Origin of the sequence: Streptosporangium sp. NPDC001681 (assembly GCF_040298085.1) — a bacterium.
Taxonomy (GTDB): domain Bacteria; phylum Actinomycetota; class Actinomycetes; order Streptosporangiales; family Streptosporangiaceae; genus Streptosporangium.
In genome coordinates this window covers 21,393-39,436 of record NZ_JBEOZN010000017.1, presented here as the reverse complement: position 1 = coordinate 39,436, position 18,044 = coordinate 21,393, and the positions used below count along the sequence as shown (strand labels likewise).

Genomic DNA, 18,044 nt, shown 5'->3' with positions numbered 1-18,044 from the left:
GGGATATCCCGAAGACCCGGGTCAGACAAGCGCTTTGGAAACGCCGAACGCCCCGGCCTGAGGGCCGGGGCGTTCAACGTGCGGTGAGCGGTCAGTCGCGCTCGGAGCTGACGGTCGTCTTCTGCACCTGGAGCAGGAACTCCGCGTTGGACTTGGTCTCCCTCATCTTCTCCAGGAGAAGCTCGAGAGCCTGCTGCATGTCAAGGGCGTGCAGCACGCGGCGGAGCTTCCAGATGATCTGGAGCTCGTCCTTGCCCATGAGGATCTCCTCCTTGCGGGTGCCGGACGCGTCGACGTCCACCGCGGGGAAGATCCGCTTGTCGGCAAGCTGCCGGTTGAGCTTGAGCTCCAGGTTGCCCGTGCCCTTGAACTCCTCGAAGATGACCTCGTCCATCTTGGAGCCGGTCTCGACCAGCGCGGTGGCGAGGATCGTCAGCGAGCCGCCGTTCTCGATGTTGCGGGCGGCACCGAAGAAGCGCTTCGGCGGGTAGAGCGCGGTGGAGTCGACACCACCGGACAGGATGCGGCCGGAGGCCGGGGCCGCCAGGTTGTAGGCGCGGCCCAGACGGGTGATCGAGTCGAGCAGCACGACCACGTCGTGGCCCAGCTCCACCAGGCGCTTGGCGCGCTCGATGGCGAGCTCCGCGACCGTGGTGTGGTCCTCGGCCGGGCGGTCGAAGGTCGAGTGGATGACCTCGCCCTTCACCGACCGCTGCATGTCGGTGACCTCTTCCGGACGCTCGTCCACCAGGACGACCATCAGGTGGCACTCGGGGTTGTTGTGGGTGATCGCGTTGGCGATCGCCTGAAGCACCATCGTCTTGCCCGCCTTGGGCGGGGAGACGATGAGACCACGCTGGCCCTTGCCGATCGGCGCCACCATGTCGATGATCCGGGTGGTCAGGATGTTCGGCTCGGTCTCCAGGCGCAGGCGCTCCTGCGGGTAGAGCGGGACGAGCTTGTTGAAGTCAGGGCGCTGCCGCGCCTGCTCCGGGTCCATGCCGTTGACCGTGTCCAGGCGGACGAGCGCGTTGAACTTCTCACGGCGCTCGCCGTCGCGGGGCTGGCGGACGGCGCCGGTGACGACGTCGCCCTTGCGCAGGCCGTTACGGCGGATCTGGGCCAGCGAGACGTAGACGTCGTTGGAACCCGGCAGGTAACCGCTGGTCCTGACGAACGCGTAGTTGTCGAGGATGTCGAGGATTCCGGCGATCGGGATCAGCACGTCGTCGTCGCCCACCACGGGCTCGTTGCTGTCGAAGCGGTCGCGGCCGCGGCGGTTGCGCTCGCGGAACCGGCCGCGGCGGCCGCGACGGTCGTCGTCGTCGCCCACGCCGTGCTGGTCGCTGCGGTCCTGCGGCCCCCGGTTCTGCGGGCCGCGGTCGCCGCGGTCTCCACGGTCTCCACGGTCGCCGCGCTCACCGCGGTCGCCGCGGTCGTTGACCCGCTCGCCACGGTTCTGGCCGGCGTCGCCGGCGCGGGAGTCGGTGCGCTGGTCGCCGCGCTGGTCGCCGCGCTGGTCGCCGCGCTGGTCGCCGCGGTTGTCGCCACGCTCGCGGCGGTCGCTGACGCGCTCGCCGCGCTCGCCGCGCTCGCCGCCACGGCCACGACGCTCACCGCGCTCGCGGCGGCTCTCGCCACGCTCGCCGCGGCCCTCGGCCGGGACGGCGTCGATGGTCTGCTGCTCCACGACAGGCTCGGGAGCGACGACGGCGGCCACGGGCTCGGGAGCGGGCGGCGCCTGCTCCACAACGGGCTCGGCGGCCACGGCGGGGCGGGAACGTTCCCTGCGGGTGCGTGCCGGACGCTCGACGACCGGCTCGGCCGCGGCTGCGGGGACGGCTACGGCCGGAGTCTCCTTGGCGGTGACGGGAGCCTGGGCACTCTCGGCGGAGACGCCCTGCTTCTCCTGGATGGCCGCGATGAGCTGGCTCTTGCGCATCCGCCCTGTCCCGCTGATGCCGAGACCGGAGGCCATGGCCTGCAGTTCGGGCAGCACCATGGCGGACAGGCCGGTGCCGGAGCGACGGCGCGGCTTGGCCGCGGGGCGGGTGGGGGTGTCGCCGGACGTCGGCGCCGTGCCGGTGACGTCGGAGAGGAGTTCGGTGGTGTCGCTCACTAATGGGTCCTTCCCAGGGGTCGGGCGTGGCCATGATCAGCCAATCGTCCCGGTGGTGCGATCGACCCGGTGGGACAGACCGGGTCGGGTTGCACGTTGCGATCCTCGACGGCCCATGGAGAGCCGCCGCCACTGTCGGAGAAGGGCTGATCCAGGCCGTCACCATCGAGAATCGCCGACGGTGGGACTTGGAGGACACCCCCCCGGATTGCTACCGGCAACCAGATGTCGAGGTAGATCGAACGCGCATGTCCCCTAAAACGCCGCCTCTTCGTTGCCCCAGCCGAATGTGGAGCATTCGGAGGCGACGGATTCGGGGAGGCCACTGCGGCGATCACGCCTCACGGAGTGAGACACGATGCAGCGATGTGTGGCTGACAAGCACGCACCCAACGCGGGGCACCTGGTGCGGCTATCAGCCTAACATCACCAGCGCACACAGCTATTCCCTGAAGGTCGAGAGATGTCAGCGTGTCTCAGGAGAAACAACACGGGCACCCCGGGTTTCGACATCCAGTGGCCGGATGTGCCAGTCATTACCCACTTCTGCTGCGATCAAATCCTGCGTATTCACGGTCGAAAACGCAAGAACCGTGGGCCCCGCTCCCGAAACGACCGCGGCGACGCCCGCCCCGCGCAGCCGCCGTACCAGGTCGGCGGTGAGCGGCATCGCGGGCGCGCGGTAGTCCTGATGGAGGCGGTCCTCGGTGGCGGCCAGCAGGAGTTCCGGTTCCGGCCTGGCCGTCAACGCCGCGACCAGCAGCGCGGCCCGCCCCGCGTTCGCGGCGGCGTCGGCGTGCGGCACCGCCTTGGGCAGCAGCCCCCGGGCGACCTCGGTGGACAGCCGGTACCCGGGGATGAGGACCACGGGCCTGACGTCGGAGTGCGGGAGCAGCCGCACCAGGTGCGGCGCGCCCGTTCCGTCCGTCCACGCGACGGTGAGCCCGCCCGCCAGGCACGGCGCCACGTTGTCGGGATGGCCCTCGATCTCGGTGGCCAGCGCGAAGACCTCGTCGTCGGTGAACTCGGGCCGCGCCCCCGGCCGGTGAGCAGGGGCGGAGCCGTCCTGACACGGGGTGATGGCCAGCGCGCGGGCGGCGATGATCCCGGCGCAGATCGCGGCCGAGGACGACCCGAGGCCGCGGGCGTGCGGGATGCGATTGAGACAGCGCAACCTGATCCCGGGCGGCTGCCCGAGCCCCATCCGGTCGAAGGTCGTGCGCATCGTGGTGACGATGAGGTGCCCCTCACCCTCGTCAAGCTCGCCGGCGCCCTCTCCCTCGACCTCGATGACGACGCTCCGGGAGCCGGAGCCCCCCGAGGGCTCGAACAGCTCGACCTCGACCTCGTCGTGGAGGCCGAGTGCCAGACCCAGCGTGTCGAATCCCGGGCCGAGGTTCGCCGAGGTCGCGGGGACCTGGACGGTCACCTTGCCGCTGATCATAGATCTCCCGGGGCACGGCTCGATGGCGTGGCCATGGCGGACAAGTGGCTTCTCCTATCTGCCCGGTTCTGTGGGATTTCCAGGTGCGATACCGGGGCGGTCGCGGCGTGCCGGGTTCACTGGGCCCCGCCCCTCGGATCTTCCGCTCATCGTGGCCGGGCGGTGCCCCGCCATGTTGCCGCCGGCCACCGCGGAACGCCACGGCTCCCTCCGCCGTCCCGCGGGGTACCACCCGACCGGCCCTCGCCACGACAGGATCCGCGGCACAGGACCTAGGCGAGTTCGAGGGCGATGGCCGCGGCGTGCGCGTCGATCGGGATCGTCACCGGGGCGGGGGCGCCCGAGATGGCCCAGTCGGGGTCCTTGAGGCCGTTTCCGGTCACCGTGCACACGACGCGCTGCCCCGGCTCGACCAGGCCCTGGCTGTGGGCCTGGAGGAGGCCCGCCACGCTGGCGGCGGAGGCGAGCTCGACGAAGACGCCCTCCTCCTGGGCGAGTAGCTTGTACGCGGCGGCGATCTGGCGGTCGGTGACGGCCTGGATGACGCCGCCGGACTCGTCGCGGGCGGCCTCGGCGAGCCGCCACGAGGCGGGGTTGCCGATGCGGATCGCGGTGGCGATCGTGTGCGGGTGGGTCACCGGCGCACCGTTGACGATCGGCGCGGAACCGCTGGCCTGGAAGCCGAACATGCGGGGCGTCCTCGTCGCGATGCCGTCGCCCGCGTACTCGGTGTAACCCATCCAGTACGCCGAGATGTTGCCCGCGTTGCCGACCGGGATGCAGTGGATGTCGGGAGCGTCCCCGAGCGTGTCGACGATCTCGAAGGCGGCGGTCTTCTGGCCCTGGAGCCGGAACGGGTTCACCGAGTTGACCAGCGCGATCGGGTAGTTCTCGGAGAGCTTCCTGGTCATCTCCAGGCAGTCGTCGAAGGATCCCTCGACCTGGAGCAGCCGGGCCCCGTGGACCAGCGCCTGGGCCAGCTTGCCCATCGCGATCTTGCCCCGGGGCACCAGCACGGCGCAGGTCAGGCCCGCGCGGACCGCGTAGGCGGCGGCGGAGGCGCTGGTGTTGCCGGTGGAGGCGCAGATGACCGCCTTCGCCCCGTCCTCGACGGCCTTGCTGATGGCCATGGTCATGCCACGGTCCTTGAAACTTCCCGTCGGGTTGAGGCCCTCGACCTTCAGGTAGACCTCGCAGCCGGTCAGCGCCGACACCCGGTTCGCCGGGACGAGCGGGGTGCCGCCCTCCAGGAGCGTGACGACGGGCGTCGCCGTGGTCACCGGAAGTCGGTCACGGTACTCCTCGATGAGGCCACGCCACGCCCTGGTCATGATTGCTCCTCCCGCGCGCGGCCAATCCGTGCGCGTGCTACCTGCGGTGTTGGAAAAAGAGTCTACGGGCAACCTGTTCAGCCTTGGGATGCGCTGTCCACCGAATGGACACCCGGGGCGTCCTGCCTACAGGAAACCCTAAGAATGGGCCGGTAGGGTCTGCGGAGCTTGACAGGCCTTGACAAGCGATGGGCCGAACACTTGACGGGCTACGAACCAGACAAGGGGTGCCACATCATGACGGGCGGCGCGGCGGCGGACCTGCCACCGATCCGGCACAACGACTACTCCCCCCTGGACCCGCCTGCGCTCGGCGCGTGGGATCCGGAACTCTCGGTAAGTGTGATCATCCCAGCCCGCGGCGGACAGCACAGGCTCGATCTGACCCTCGCCTCCCTGGCGGCGCAGACCTACCCGGAGCACCTCATGGAGGTGATCGTGGTCGACGACGGCAGCGAGCCCGCACTGCGGCTGCCGGAGATCGTCCCGCGGGGCACCAGGCTCGTGACCACCGACCCCTCGGGCTGGGGCATCGCCCACGCGGTGAACACCGGCGCCGCCCTCGCCGACGGGCGGATCATCCAGCGCCTCGACGCCGACATGGTCATCTGCCGCGAACACATCGAGGCGCTGGCCCGATGGCACCATCTGGCCGGTTACCTGGTCACGATCGGCGCGAAGAAGTTCGTCGAGGAGCCGTCGCTGACGGCGGCCCAGGTGCACGACGGTGTGCGTGCGGGCCGGCTGGAGTCCGTCTTCGACCTGGCGGACGCCCTGCCCAGTTCCACCGAGCAGACGATCTCCCGCACCAACGGCCTGCGGGCCAGCCGCAACCCCTACCACGTGTGCACGGGGCCGACGGTCTCCATGCGGCGCGAGATCTTCCGCGCCGTGGGCGGGGTGGACACGGAGGTGTTGCGGGGCGAGGACACCGAGTTCGCCTACCGGCTGGCCGCGCACGGCGTGGTCTTCATCCCCGACATGAAGGCCCAGGCCGTGCACCTGGGACTCCCCGCCCAGCGCCGCAACCGGCAGCGGGCGGTACAGGTCGTCGCCCCCTACCTGGCCCACCGGGTGCCGCTCCGCCGCGACCTGCGCAAGGACCGTGGCCGCCACTGGCTGGTCCCGTACGTGGAGGTGGTGCTCGGTGCCGAGGGGCCGGGGGAACAGGTGCGCGAGGCGGTGAGCGCGGCACTCGACGGGTCTCTCGGCGACGTGGTCGTCACCCTGGTCGCCCCCTGGTCGAAGCTGTCCGCGGACCGCCGGCCGGTGCTGGACGACCCTCTGTTCGACCTGCGGCTGCTGCGTGAGCACTTCGCCCACGACGAGCGGGTGCGATTCGCCGACGAGGTCTCCGAAACCCCCGCCCCGATCCCGTTCCGCTATACCGCTCCGACCTCGGTCCCGCTGGGGCGTGACTCGCTGGAACGGATGATCGCCGCGATGCAGGGCGACCGTTCCGGCATGCTCGTCGTCGATCTCGGCGCCGACGGCGAGGCGACGCTGGAGCGGACCGAGGCGCTGGGCCGGGCGAGGCTGCTCGGCGCGGACGACGTCGCCGCCGTCGCCGCCTCGGTCAGGGCCACCCACGGTGTACGGCGCGGGGCGCGGCCGGAGTTCTGGCCCGCCGAGACGGCGCCCCCCGCCCCGGCCGCGCCCCGGCCCCAGGCTCCGGCCCCCGAGCGGAAGAGCGCGCCGCAGGCGGTGAGACAGGGCGCCGGGCAGGGGCGGCACCAGGCCCGGGGCGGGTGGAGCACGCTCCTCGGCAGGCTCCGCACCTCCCTCAGGAACTGAGCCGTACCGTCGCCGGTCGGGGCGGATCAGACCGAAACGCCCACACTCTCGCGGCTTTCCGGCAGGGGCGTGACCCGGCGCCGTACGACCAGCCCGAAGGCGACGACGAGCAGGCCGAGCGTGCCCGACACCACGAACGGCGCGGCCGGGCGCCAGGCGTCGTAGAGCAGGCCGCCCAGGGCGGAGACGGTGAGGATGCCCAGGGCGCCGCAGAGGGTCTGCACCCCGTAGGCGGAGCCGCGCACCCCGGCGGGTGCCTGCTGGGCCAGCAGCGGTCCCGCGGTGGTTATCCCGGCGATCTCCCCCAGGCCGATGAGCACGGCCACCAGCATCATCCCGGAGCCGAGCGGGTCGCTGATCAGCAACGTCGACAGATAGGACAGCGCCGCGACGGTCTGGGCGAGGATGACCACGTCCTGGCGCCGCATGCGATCGCCCAGCCAGCCGAACAGCGGGGCGGCGAGCACGGCCACGGTCTGCGCGACACCGACCACGGCTCCGGCCCTGGCCAAGGCCTCCGCCCCGGACATGCCGCGCTCGCTCGTGGCGTGGTCGACGACCCACAGGGACAGGAAGCCGGCGACCACCGCGAGGTCGGCGCGGGCGACGAACGCCGCCGCGTACGACAGCGCCACGCCGGGGTCGCGGGCGAGCGTGACACCCTCCCTGACCAGGCGGGGCAGCGGGGGGCGCTCGGGGGCACCGGGGACCCCCTCCTTTGACAGGGTGAACCACATCAGCGCGGCGACCGCGAGAACGGCCGCGGCGATGATCAGGAAGGAGGCTCGGGCGGCGCCGGCCGGGGCCATCCCCCCGTCCTCGAGGATCTTGGGCAGGCGGATCAGGCCGAGCACCGCGAGCATCGCGCCCAGCCCGCTGAACAGGCCGATCAGGCCGTACGACTTTCCTCTGGAGCCGTTGCGGACGTAGTCGATCGCCACCGTGGACAGCATCGCGCTGAGGGCGGCCACGCCGAGGGCGAAGATCACCCGCAGCACCACCAGGACCGTCGCGTTCGCGGCGAAGGGGAAGAGCGCGGTGCCCAGCGCGCACAGCACGAACCCGGCCACCACGATGGGCCGGCGACCGTACCGGTCGGCCAGTGCCCCGTACCAGGCCAGGCTGGCGATCATCGCGATCTCGGCGGCCACGCCCAGGAGGCCGACGACCTTGCCCTGGTCCGCCTTGCCCACTCCGAGGACGGCGCCCAGGATGTAGGGCTGCGCGGCGGGCAGGAAAGAGATGATCATAGTCGAGGCGAACGCCATGGACAGGCAGGCCCACATGTTGCCGCGGCCGATGCCGTCGGCGAGCTGGAGGCCAAGGACACGGCGCGGGGGGGTGACGGCCATGGCGCGATCCTGCCAGTTCCGGTAGAGCTTCTCCAATGGTCCGAATGACTATGATCCATACAATTCAAGAAATATCCCTACAAGGGAGCAGGGTGTGACCGACCAGATACCCAAGGGTGTTCAAACCCACATTCCTAACGTCGCACGTATGTACGACTACTATTTAGGGGGTAAAGACCACTTTCCCGCAGACCGGGAGGCTGCGGAGAAGGTTCTGGAGGTCATCCCCGAGGTCCGGCACAGCGCCCGTTCCAACCGCGCCTTCCTCGGCAGGACCGTCGGTTTCCTCGCCGGATCGGGCATCCGCCAGTTTCTCGACATCGGTGCCGGCCTGCCCACCCAGAACAATGTGCACCAGGTCGCGCCCGACGCGCGGGTCGTCTATGTCGACAACGATCCGACGGTTCTGGTTCACGGCCGGGCGATTCTCGGCAAGAACGAGAATGTGACCATAGTCGAGGGCGACGTACGCCGGCCGGAGGAGATTCTGGAGCACCCGGACGTGCGCGCGGCCATCGACTTCGACCAGCCGGTGGGGATACTCCTGCTGGCGATCATGCATTTCGTTCCCGACCAGGAGGACCCCCTCGGCATCATCGCCACCCTGCGCCGAGCCATGGCCCCCGGCAGCCACCTCGTCCTGTCCCACGTCGCGATCGACGCGCGCCCGGAGGCGGCGGAGGGGGTCACCCAGGTCTACGACGGGGCCTCCTCACCCTTCGTCGCCCGTACCGGCAAAGAGATCATCCGTCTGTTCGAGGGTTTCGACGTGGTCGAGCCCGGCATCGTCAACCTGCCCGAATGGCGCCCGGAACCCGGCACCACCGTGCCGTACCGGGACATCGGCTCCTACTTCCTGGGCGGCGTCGGCACCGTCGGGAACGAACGCTGACCGGCGCCGCGCGGGCGGGCGTCCGCGGGGGGGGGAGAGACCGGCGCGGGAAGGTCAGCGGCGGCGGGTGATGGCCCGTTTGACCGAGGAGAGCAGCCCGTACTGGACGACCTTCCTGGCGGCGGCCAGCTCCTTGCGCAGGGTGCCGACCTCGCGCCGCAGCTCGACCGCGCTTTTTCGCCAGCGGCCCGCCTCGTCACGCCATTTGGTCACCTGACCGCGGAGCCGCTCGTTCTCCCTGGTGAGACGGGCCACCTGGGCCTCGGCCTCGATCCTGGCCCGGTGGGCACCCCGGCGGCCGACGATGGGGCGGGCCTCGGACGCGAACCCGTAGGTCTCGCCGTCCACCCAGACCACGCCGAAGGTGTCCTCCACGGCGTCGTCGAGGTCCTCTCCCTCCTCCAGCACGATCGCGGCACGCCCGAACGCGGCGGCGCGCTCCAGCCGCGCCGCGACGATCATCCGCTCCGAGCCCGCTCCGGGCCCGCCGGCCGCACCGCCGTCACCGTCCTGTCCCCCCTCGGCCAGCAGCACCGAGACCAGGCCGTAGCCGTCGTCCCCGGCCAGGTCGAGCAGGCGGGCCAGGGTGTCGTCACCGGGCACCCACCCGGCGGGCAGCCTGAGCCGGTAGGGGGCGGCGGTGCCACCGGCGCGGGGCTGCCGGGAGTCCTCGGACGGGGCGGAGGTGACAGCGGAAGTGACGGAGGCCTCGTCGACGAAGCGGACCCTGGCCTCGTGGGCGTAGTGGCCGCGGATCAGCACCAGGTCCAGGTCCGGATCCTTCAGCGGGGCGCGCCCCTCCGTGCCGATGCGGTCCCACGGGCCGGTGAGGGTGACCGCGACGTCGGGCAGGGTACCCGCGAGGACGGCGTCGACCGTGGCGCGGACCTCGTCGTAGGAGTATCCGGGACCTTCCCGCCCCGTCCTGCCCCCGGGCTCGACGACCACCTCCAGGTACGGCACCTTCCACTGCCTGCTCGGATGGGAGCGGAGCCAGCGGTAGGAGGGGATCCGGTCGGCCACGAACGCGTGGCTGACCCGGTCGATCGGGGCCTTGCCGCGCATGCGCATGGTCGGGCCCAGATGGAAGGCGCGCGACAGCGGCTCGGGGACGAAGACGGCACCCGCCTGGGCGAGCCGGTAGCCCATCTCGGTGTCCTGGCCGAGGATCAGGTCGGTGTCCATCGGCCCGGCGGCGGCGAGCAGCGCGGCGTTGACCGAGGTCGCGCCGCCGACGTGCAGGCTGAACGCGCGGTGCGGGTTGGCGGTGAGGCCGTCGGTGCGCTCGACGAGGTCGACCAGCCAGGCATGCGGCTCGGCGGGCTCGAAGAGCTTGGCCAGGTCGTCGGCGGCGGCCACCACCTCGGGAGCGGGCAACCGGGCCGGAGTGAAGCGCAGGTAACCGGTGACCGCCAGGTACGGGGCGGCATGGTGCCAGCGCATGTGCGCCTCGACCGACCTGCGGTCGAGAACCACGTCGGAGTCGAGCCAGTGGATCACGTCACCGGTGGCGGCCGACAGACCGGCGTTGCGGGCGTGGGCCCGGCCGGGGATCGGGCAGACGATCAGGCTGGTGCCCTCCGGGCGGAGTTCGGGCAGGCGCAGCGGCGGACTGCTGCCGTTGTCGACCACGATGACCTCGGTCAGCGCGGCCGGGTAGGTCTGCACGGCCAGCCCGGCGAGTGCCAGGTCGAGTTTCTCCTGGTCACCGTAGGCGGGAATGACGACGCTCACCCGGAGCGAGGGCGTCCAGGCCCCCAGGGCGGGCGGCGTGAGGCTCCGGTAGTCGTTACCGGCTATCCGTGCTGTCATCGCGCTTCCAGGATCAGACTCGGGCGGAAACCGCGCCACTGGTTCGACGCGACGCGCAGGAAGTGGGCCAGGGAGAGCCGCCAGGTGTGCTCGGCACCGACCGAACGCCGCAGCACGTAGCCCAGGCCGTGGGTGCGGTAGATGCGCGCCCCCGCGGCGTGCGCGGCCTTCAGCAACCCGGCGTCGACGCCCCGGGGCAGCGGGGGGAAGCCGCCCGCGTCCCTGAAGGTGTCGGCGGGGAGCAGGATCGTGCCCCCGGCGACGTGCTCGGACCAGACCTCGCTGGTGTAGTCGGTACGGCGGATCGTGGCGTTCAGCGGCTCCAGGTAGAAGAACTCGGCCGCGGTGCCGACGATGTCCGCCCCGGAGTAGGCACGGGCGAGCAGCAGGTCGGCCAGATGCTCGGGGCCGTACCAGTCATCGTCGTCCCACTTGGCCAGATAGTCGCCCGCCGCCTTGGAGGCGGCCAGGTTGAGCACCTCCCCGAAGGGGGTCTCCCCTTCGGCCTCGACCACCGTGACGGGCAGGGCGCACCCGCGCAGCGCCCGCCTGACCTCCTCGTGCGCGGCGGGGACGCCGTGCAGGCCGAGCAGGACCTCGACCCGTACCCGGCGCTGCCCGGCGATCTGGCCGAGCGCGGCGCCCAGCAGGTGCGGTCGCATGCTGGACATCACGACGCTGACCGTGGGCGGCGTCTCCGCCCGGCCTGTCCCCATCCGGTCGCGGAGCCCGTGGCGGCGTAGTCGCACGCTGTGCTCCTCCCTGCGCAGGGCGGTCACCGATCGGAGACCTGAGCCGTCGTCCTCCTCGGGCGCCCAGGCCGCGAGCAGGCGGGCCAGTTCGGGATCCACCCAGTCCGGCGAGACGGCGGCGTGCAGCGGCACCCCGGCCGCGGCCAGACCGGTGACCGCGCCGACCGGGACCTTGGAGGCGGGCCACCGGACGACCAGTCCCCGCAGCGGGCGCAGGCGGGCCGCCTCCTCGGCGTCCGGCCGGTCGCCGAGCGGCGAACCGGCCGCCAGCCAGCCCTCGCCGGTCCAGGACAGCTCGGCCGTCTCCCCGGCCGCCGACCGCAGGAAGCCCGCCGGTGTGGCGAGAAGGGACGGGGGAAGGGAGATCGGCTGCGCGGGCACGACCGAAGGATAGCGAGGCAGGAAGATCCCTTCTCACCACACTTCCCACTTGACCTGCGTGATCACCATTAATCACTCACAGCTGTCACACAGGTCACAGGAACCTTGGAATTTCCCATTTCCAGCCATATTTGCACTTGAAGAGCGGATAGCCTCATTTATCTCCCCATCAATGAACAGGTAATGACAGAGCGGCATGGAAGGTAAGCGCGGATGCCCACGCCCCGAAAACTGACGCTTCTGGCGGCGACCATCGGTCCGGTGGTACTGATCACGCTGACGCTGCTCGCGGGCACCGATGTCATCTCGGCCACGGCGGCCGTCGTGCTCGGCGCGATCGCGACGGTGTTCGCCGTCCAGATGCTGGCGATCGCGACGGTGCGCAGGGTCGACGGCAAGGCCCTGCGGATCGACACCCGCATCAAGCGCTACGAAGCGGAGCTGGCCACGGTCAAGGCCGCCACCGAGCGGCTGGACCGGCGGCTGGACGAGATCGTCGAACTGCTCAGGGAACACGAGCGGAAGCGGGACGAGGACCTGCAGACGATCCTGGTCTCGCTGGGCGAGGATCGGCTGGTCTCCATACCGCAGCGCCAGGAGATGGCGGAGATGGTCAACGACCTGCTGCCGCGACTGGCCGCCGTGGAGGCGCGGACCGAACAGGCCACCCCGGGGGGAGAGGCGTGAGCGGGGCCGGGGGCGACGACCTGGCCGGCCGGACCGGCGTCCCGCGCGCCAGGGTCAGGCAGAACGACTACGGACCTCTGCTCCCGCCCGACCTGGGCCGGTGGGAGCCCCGGCTCAGGGTGAGCGTGGTGATCCCGGCCTACGACTGCCAGGACGCCCTGGACCGCACGCTCGCCTCCCTTGCCGCGCAGACCTACCCCGCGCATCTGATGGAGGTGGTCGTGGTCGACGACGGCAGCGACCCGCCGCTGCGCGTCCCCGAGATCACCCCGGCGGGCACCCGCCTCGTCCGGGTACCGGAAGGCCGCTGGGGGCGGGGCTGGGCCCGCCAGACCGGCGCCGAGGCGGCGACCGGCGACATCCTGCACTGGGTCGACTCCGACATGATCCTCGACCGGGAGCACGTCGAGGCGCACCTGCGCTGGCACCACCTCCTCCCCTACGCCGTCGTGATGGGCGACGTCCGCTTCACCCCCGACGGGACCTGGCCCCGCGCCGGGGAGGTCCTCTCGGCCGTGCAGGCCGGGGACGCGGAGAGACTGTTCGACGGGTCCACGCCACACGAGTGGCGGGCGGGCGTGCTCAAGGAGACCCGGTGGCTGCGGGACGCGGGCGCCGGGGCCTACCGGCTCCACTCGGGGGCCAGCACATCGGTCCCGGTGGCACTGCTCCGCTCGGCCGGCGGCGTGAACACCGCGTTGAACATGGGCGAGGACACCGATCTCGGCTTCCGCCTCGCGCAGGCGGGCGCGGTCTTCATCCCCGACCCGCAGGCCCGCGGCTGGCACCTCGGCCCGTCCACGGTCATGCTCAGGGAGAAGGAGGTGCACCGGCACAACTGGTCGGTGCTGCCCGACCTCATCCCCGATCTGCGCTGGCTGCGCACCCACCCGCGCAGGACCTGGCTGGTGCCGTACGTGCACGTCGTCGTCGACGTCGGCGGCGCCCGCTACGAGGACGTGCGGGCGAGCGTGGACAGCGCGCTCGCGGGCACCCTCATCGACGTCGCCGTCACCGTGGTCGGGCCCTGGGCTCGGCTCCCCGCCGGGCGCCATCCCTCCCTCGACGAGCCGCTGCTCGATCTGCGCCTGGTGCGCAACCTGTACGCCCATGAGCCACGGGTCCTCTTCGCCGAGGAGGCGCCCTCCGGCTCGGCACCCGCGCCGTTCCGCCTCTCCTTCCCCGCCGGGTGGGCACTCGGCGCCGACAGCCTGGCCGAGCTGGTGAGACTCGCCGAGAGCGAGGGGTACGGGCTGCTGAGCGCGGTGCTCGACGAGGGGGCCACCGGGGTCAGGGCGGCCAGGTTGGAGCGCACCGCCGCCTTCGCCAGGGCGGCGCTGGTGACCGGAGGCACCCCGGACGGTGACATCGACGCTGACATCGACGGTGACATCGACGGTGCCGTCCACGAGCTTTTCGGCTCCCTGTGGGTGAGCGCCGCCGAGTTCGGCGTGACGACCGCCGGGGAGGCGGAGCCCGTCGCCGGGGACCCCGCGAAGTGGCGGGCCGAGAGCACCCGGTGGAAACGCGAGGCGGAACGGCTGCGGGGCGAGGTGGAGAGCCTGCGCGCCGAGACCGAGCGCCTGCGGGCGGAGGCCGGGCACCCGCGGGACGAGCGGCGGCGTGGCCCCCTGAGGGGGATCATCCCGGCGGCCGGGCGGCGGACGGCTCCGCGGCGGGGGAAGAACGGCTGATGTCCCTTCTGATCGATCTCGTCCGCACCGCCGGGGAGCGGAACGGCAAGCGGCGCGTCCTCGTCTACTGCGCGGGCTTCGAGACACTCGGCGAGCTGGAGTCGTACGGGGCGATGGACCTCGACGGCGACCTCGACGGCATTCCGCGCGCGGAGGAGGGCGCCGCGGAGATCCTGGTACTCGCCCGCACCCCGACGGACCTCCGCAGGGCCGCGAGCCTGCAGTCACTGCTGGCCATGGCCACCCGGGTGGTCGTCGCCGTGGAAGAGACGCCGCACTGGTACACCGCGCCGGTGCCCTCGCCCACTCCCGCCCACCGCTGGCGGTCGCTCGTCGAACTCCGGGTCCACCAGCCGGAGGCGCCCGCCTGGGTGATCGAGGCGCGGTTCTCCAAACCGGCACCCGCCGGGCGGACGCTCGCCGCGACCGCCAGGGCGTTCGCGGGACACCGGATGGACGCCGTCGCCGCGCCCGTCGCCGGTCTGGCCGGCCCCGGAGCGGCCCACTGGCGGCCCGGTGACCCGAACGCGGCCCCGTCCTCACCGAGCGGGCCGGTCCCCGACAGGTTCGGTGCCCGCGGCGCCGACCTGGTCGTGCGCGCGGCCGGCGAGGAGCCGCCGCCCTGGTCCGGCGACGAGAGCCCGGTGGACCGCCCGGTCGCCGAGCTGATGAGCTGGGAGCGGCTCGGCCGCCCCGGCGGCGGCAGGATCCTCCAGGCCGGCCTCGGCGACCTGTCAGAACCCCGGACCGTCCCACCGGTCGACGACCGCTCGGTCAACCCCATGGGCTTCGTCACCGTGCCGTCCCTCGGCACCGCCGACCTGTCCGTGGAGTCCGGCCGCTGGGCGATCACCTGCGGTGGCCGGACCCTCACCGCCTTCGCGGCCTCCGGCGCCGTCACGGACGTGGACGTCAACCGGATCAGGCAGGTCAGAGGGGTACGGGTGGACTGGCGGCGCGGTCACAGCGGCCCGGTGGCCGCGCTCCGCGTCGTCACCGGGCTGGCGGCGGCCGGGGTGCCGCTGGTCTCCGAGGCCGTGCCGCGCTGGGCCGGCGCCCTCGGCCCCGAGCTGGCCAGACTGATCACCTCGGTCGACGAGCCCGCGCTCAAGGACGACCTGGAGCGCGAGGAGCACAGCATCCGGCTGCGCCGCGAGGCGCTGCGCGGCCATGGCGTCCGCGCCCGCTGGGAACAGCTCGGCGCCCCCGCGAGGCCCTCGCCGCCGGTCTCGGTGCTGCTCGCCACCCGCCGCCCGGAGATGGCGGGCTTCGCGCTGGAGCAGCTGGCCAGGCAGCGCGGCGCCGAGTTCGAGGTGATCCTCGCCCTGCACGGCATCCCGGCGACGCATCCCGGCGTGAGCGGGGCGCTGGCCTCCTTCGAGCGGCCGGTCACCGTGTTCGAGGCGAACGAGGAGAGCGTGTTCGGGGCCGTGCTGAACGAGGCCGCGACCAGGGCGTCGGGATCGTTCCTGCTGAAGATGGACGACGACGACTGGTACGGGCCCGACTTCATCTCCGACCTGCTGCTGGCCCACTCCTACTCGGGGGCCCAGGTGGTGGGCATGGTCCCGGAGTTCGTCTACCTCGCCTCGATCGGGGTGACCGTCCACCGCGAGCAGGTCACCGAGCAGATCACCAACTTCATCGCCGGGGGGACCATCTTCGCCGAACGCTCCGCCTTCGAGGCCGTGGGCGGCTTCCGTCCCCTGCCCGGCACGATCGACGCCCAGTTCCAGCACGCCGTACAGGCCGCGGGCGGGCAGATCTACCGCACCCAGGGCCTGGGCTACATCCTGCGGCGCGGCAACGTCGCCAACCACACCTGGCGTGAGCCGATCGGCACGTTCCTGCGCCGGAACAAGCGCCAGTGGCGCGGCTTCCGGCCCAGCGCGCTCATGGAACTCCCCCCGGAGGCACCGTGAACGCGCCGCGCACACCGTGGGTCCCGGTCGGGGAGCCCGTTGACGCACCGGACGCGCCGTACGCACCGCCGGTTCCGGTCGCCCATGCCGCCGTCCATGCCGCCGCGCCGCGGATTCCCGGCAACGACTACGGGGTGCTGCCGGCGCCCGTCCTCGGCGCGTGGGAGCCGCGCCTGCCGGTGAGCGTGGTGATCCCCGCCCGGGGAGGGCAGGACAGGCTGGATCTCACCCTGGCCGCGCTCGCCGCGCAGACCTACCCCGCGCACCTCCTTGAGGTGATCGTCGTCGACGACGGCAGCGCGCCCCCGCTCCGGCTCCCCGAGATCGCCCCCGAACGCACCCGGATCGTCCCCGGCGCCCCCGGCCGCCGGGGCATCGCCTGGGCCCTGGAGACCGGCACCGCCGTCGCGGACGGCGAGGTGATCCACCGGATGGACGCCGACATCGTCTCCTACCGGGAGCACGTCGAGGCGCACATGCGCTGGCACCACCTGGCCGGCTACCTGGTGGTGCTGGGGACGCTGCGCTTCACCGCCATGACGGGCACCCCGCCCACCCCTGCCGAGGTCCAGATCGCCGTCGCCAAGGACAAGGCGGACTCCCTCTTCACCGAGGACCCCGAGCACGGGCACGACTGGATCGTCGAGCTCGTCGCCGCGCACCGCGGCTTCCGCGGCGCGCCCAGCTCGCTGCTGCACCGTGTCCACGTGGGCGCGACGGTCTCACTGCCGGCCGCCCTGCTGAAGGAGGCCGGAGGGCTGGACACCTCCCTGCGGCTCGGCGAGGACACCGAGCTGGGCTACCGGCTCACCCAGACGGGCGCGGTGTTCGTCCCCGACGCCGAGGCGCTGAGCTGGCACCTGGGTACGACGACCGCCATGCGCAGGCCCGCGGACGTCAGGCGGCACAACGACCCGTTCATCGCCGACCGGGTCCCCTACCGGCGCCACCTGCGCACCGACGCGGGCCGGCAGTGGCTGGTCCCCTATGTCGACGTCGTGGTGGACGCCCGAGGCGCCTCCTTCGAGGACGTCAGGGCGAGCGCCGACGGGGCACTGGCCAGCAGCCTGCCCGACGTGCACGTCACCCTGGCCGGGCCGTGGGCGTCGCCTGCGGGCGAGCGCCATGAACCGGTGGGCGGGCCGCTGGACGACCCGCTGCTCGACCTACGGCTGCTGCGCGGCCAGTACGCCCACGACGGCCGCGTCTCCTTCGTCGAGCGGGTCCCGCCGACCTCGGCTCCCGCACCGTTCCGGCTCGTCTGCCCGGCCGGGTGGGTACCCGGGACGGAATCGCTGGCCATGCTGGTCGAGCGGGCGGAGCAGGACGACGAGGGCCTGCTGCTCGTGGCGCTGGACGAGGACGAGTCAGGCGTTCTGGCCGCCCGCCTGGAGCGGACCTCCGCCGTGGCGAGGGCCAGGCGGGTGGCCCGCGAGGGCGAGTCGCTCGACGACGTGATCGCCGAACTGCACGGCGCGACCTGGCTGGACGCGGAGTCCTGGCGGCTGCGGCCGGCGGCGCGCGCCTACCCCTACTGGGCCACGAACCGCAACCGGGAGGCCGTGCGCTGGCGCGCGGCGGCCGAGTCGCGGGCGCGGGAGGCCGAACGGGCCCAGCGGCAGATCGCCGCCCTCAAGGCCGAGCTCAAAGAGTTGCGCGCGGCGGCCGCCAAGGGCCGCCGCGACACCGTCAGGTGGAAGGAGAAGGCCGAACAGCGCCGCCTGGAGGCCGTCGCCCTGCGCCAGGCCCGGCAACGCTCCCTGCTCGGCCGCGCCGCCCGCGGCCTCCGCAGGCTCACCGAGGGCTCCTGACGGCCTTCCGGTGCCCCGGCCCTACGGACCCGCCGGGATCGCGGAGAGGCCCC

At 72.3% G+C, this 18,044-nt stretch carries 12 protein-coding genes; 6 read left to right on the top strand and 6 right to left on the bottom strand.

The genetic code is table 11. From position 1 onward, the window contains the following. Window positions 1-91: 91 nt before the first annotated feature. The 3 genes from rho to thrC all read right to left on the bottom strand — a co-directional run bounded on the left by rho (window position 92) and on the right by thrC (window position 4,894). Window positions 92-2,119: a transcription termination factor Rho gene (gene rho, locus ABT130_RS10845; protein ID WP_350954675.1), complete on the bottom strand. Its 2,028-nt coding sequence runs from the start codon at window positions 2,117-2,119 to the stop codon at window positions 92-94. A 466-nt stretch (window positions 2,120-2,585) separates the two neighbouring features. Further along, window positions 2,586-3,563 carry a homoserine kinase gene (thrB, locus tag ABT130_RS10840; RefSeq protein WP_350954673.1) on the bottom strand — a complete coding sequence of 326 codons (978 nt, stop codon included), beginning with the start codon at window positions 3,561-3,563 and terminating at the stop codon, window positions 2,586-2,588. Window positions 3,564-3,835: 272 nt separating this feature from the next. Continuing rightward, a complete protein-coding gene (gene thrC, locus ABT130_RS10835; protein WP_350924635.1) occupies window positions 3,836-4,894 on the bottom strand; it encodes a threonine synthase in 1,059 nt (352 codons plus the stop codon). 237 nt (window positions 4,895-5,131) lie between these two features. On the opposite strand from thrC, the gene ABT130_RS10830 reads away from it, so the two are divergent. Next, entirely contained in the window at window positions 5,132-6,688 is a 1,557-nt protein-coding gene (locus ABT130_RS10830; RefSeq protein ID WP_350954671.1) for a glycosyltransferase family 2 protein, read from the top strand. Between the two features lie 26 nt (window positions 6,689-6,714). On the opposite strand, the gene ABT130_RS10825 is transcribed toward ABT130_RS10830, so the two are convergent. Further along, window positions 6,715-8,040, bottom strand: coding sequence for an MFS transporter (locus tag ABT130_RS10825; protein WP_350954669.1), 1,326 nt, complete (start codon window positions 8,038-8,040; stop codon window positions 6,715-6,717). Between the two features lie 94 nt (window positions 8,041-8,134). Between ABT130_RS10825 and ABT130_RS10820 the strand changes: the two genes are divergently transcribed. After that, window positions 8,135-8,932 (top strand): SAM-dependent methyltransferase, encoded by a 798-nt coding sequence (locus ABT130_RS10820; RefSeq protein ID WP_350924629.1) that lies wholly within the window; start codon window positions 8,135-8,137, stop codon window positions 8,930-8,932. Between the two features lie 54 nt (window positions 8,933-8,986). On the opposite strand, the gene ABT130_RS10815 is transcribed toward ABT130_RS10820, so the two are convergent. Together ABT130_RS10815 and ABT130_RS10810 are read right to left on the bottom strand one after the other, a co-directional pair. Then, window positions 8,987-10,744, bottom strand: a complete 1,758-nt coding sequence (locus ABT130_RS10815; protein ID WP_350954666.1) for a glycosyltransferase — start codon at window positions 10,742-10,744, stop codon at window positions 8,987-8,989. Beyond that, window positions 10,741-11,877 carry a glycosyltransferase family 2 protein gene (locus ABT130_RS10810; protein WP_350954664.1) on the bottom strand — a complete coding sequence of 379 codons (1,137 nt, stop codon included), beginning with the start codon at window positions 11,875-11,877 and terminating at the stop codon, window positions 10,741-10,743. The genes ABT130_RS10815 and ABT130_RS10810 overlap by 4 nt, the downstream gene beginning before the upstream one ends. 213 nt (window positions 11,878-12,090) lie before the next feature. Here ABT130_RS10810 and ABT130_RS10805 point away from each other — a divergent pair, with 213 nt between their 5' ends. Genes ABT130_RS10805 through ABT130_RS10790 form a run of 4 tightly spaced genes read left to right on the top strand, consistent with a single transcriptional unit; the run spans window position 12,091 to window position 17,991 of the window. Continuing rightward, entirely contained in the window at window positions 12,091-12,564 is a 474-nt protein-coding gene (locus tag ABT130_RS10805; protein ID WP_350954661.1) for a hypothetical protein, read from the top strand. After that, a complete protein-coding gene (locus tag ABT130_RS10800) occupies window positions 12,561-14,258 on the top strand; it encodes a glycosyltransferase (protein WP_350954658.1) in 1,698 nt (565 codons plus the stop codon). Before ABT130_RS10805 ends, ABT130_RS10800 begins: the two co-directional genes overlap by 4 nt. Then, on the top strand, window positions 14,258-16,180 hold the full coding sequence (locus ABT130_RS10795) for a glycosyltransferase (RefSeq protein ID WP_350954655.1): 1,923 nt from the start codon (window positions 14,258-14,260) through the stop codon (window positions 16,178-16,180). Before ABT130_RS10800 ends, ABT130_RS10795 begins: the two co-directional genes overlap by 1 nt. Further along, window positions 16,177-17,991 carry a glycosyltransferase gene (locus ABT130_RS10790; RefSeq protein ID WP_350954652.1) on the top strand — a complete coding sequence of 605 codons (1,815 nt, stop codon included), beginning with the start codon at window positions 16,177-16,179 and terminating at the stop codon, window positions 17,989-17,991. The genes ABT130_RS10795 and ABT130_RS10790 overlap by 4 nt, the downstream gene beginning before the upstream one ends. The last annotated feature ends 53 nt before the right edge of the window (window positions 17,992-18,044 follow it).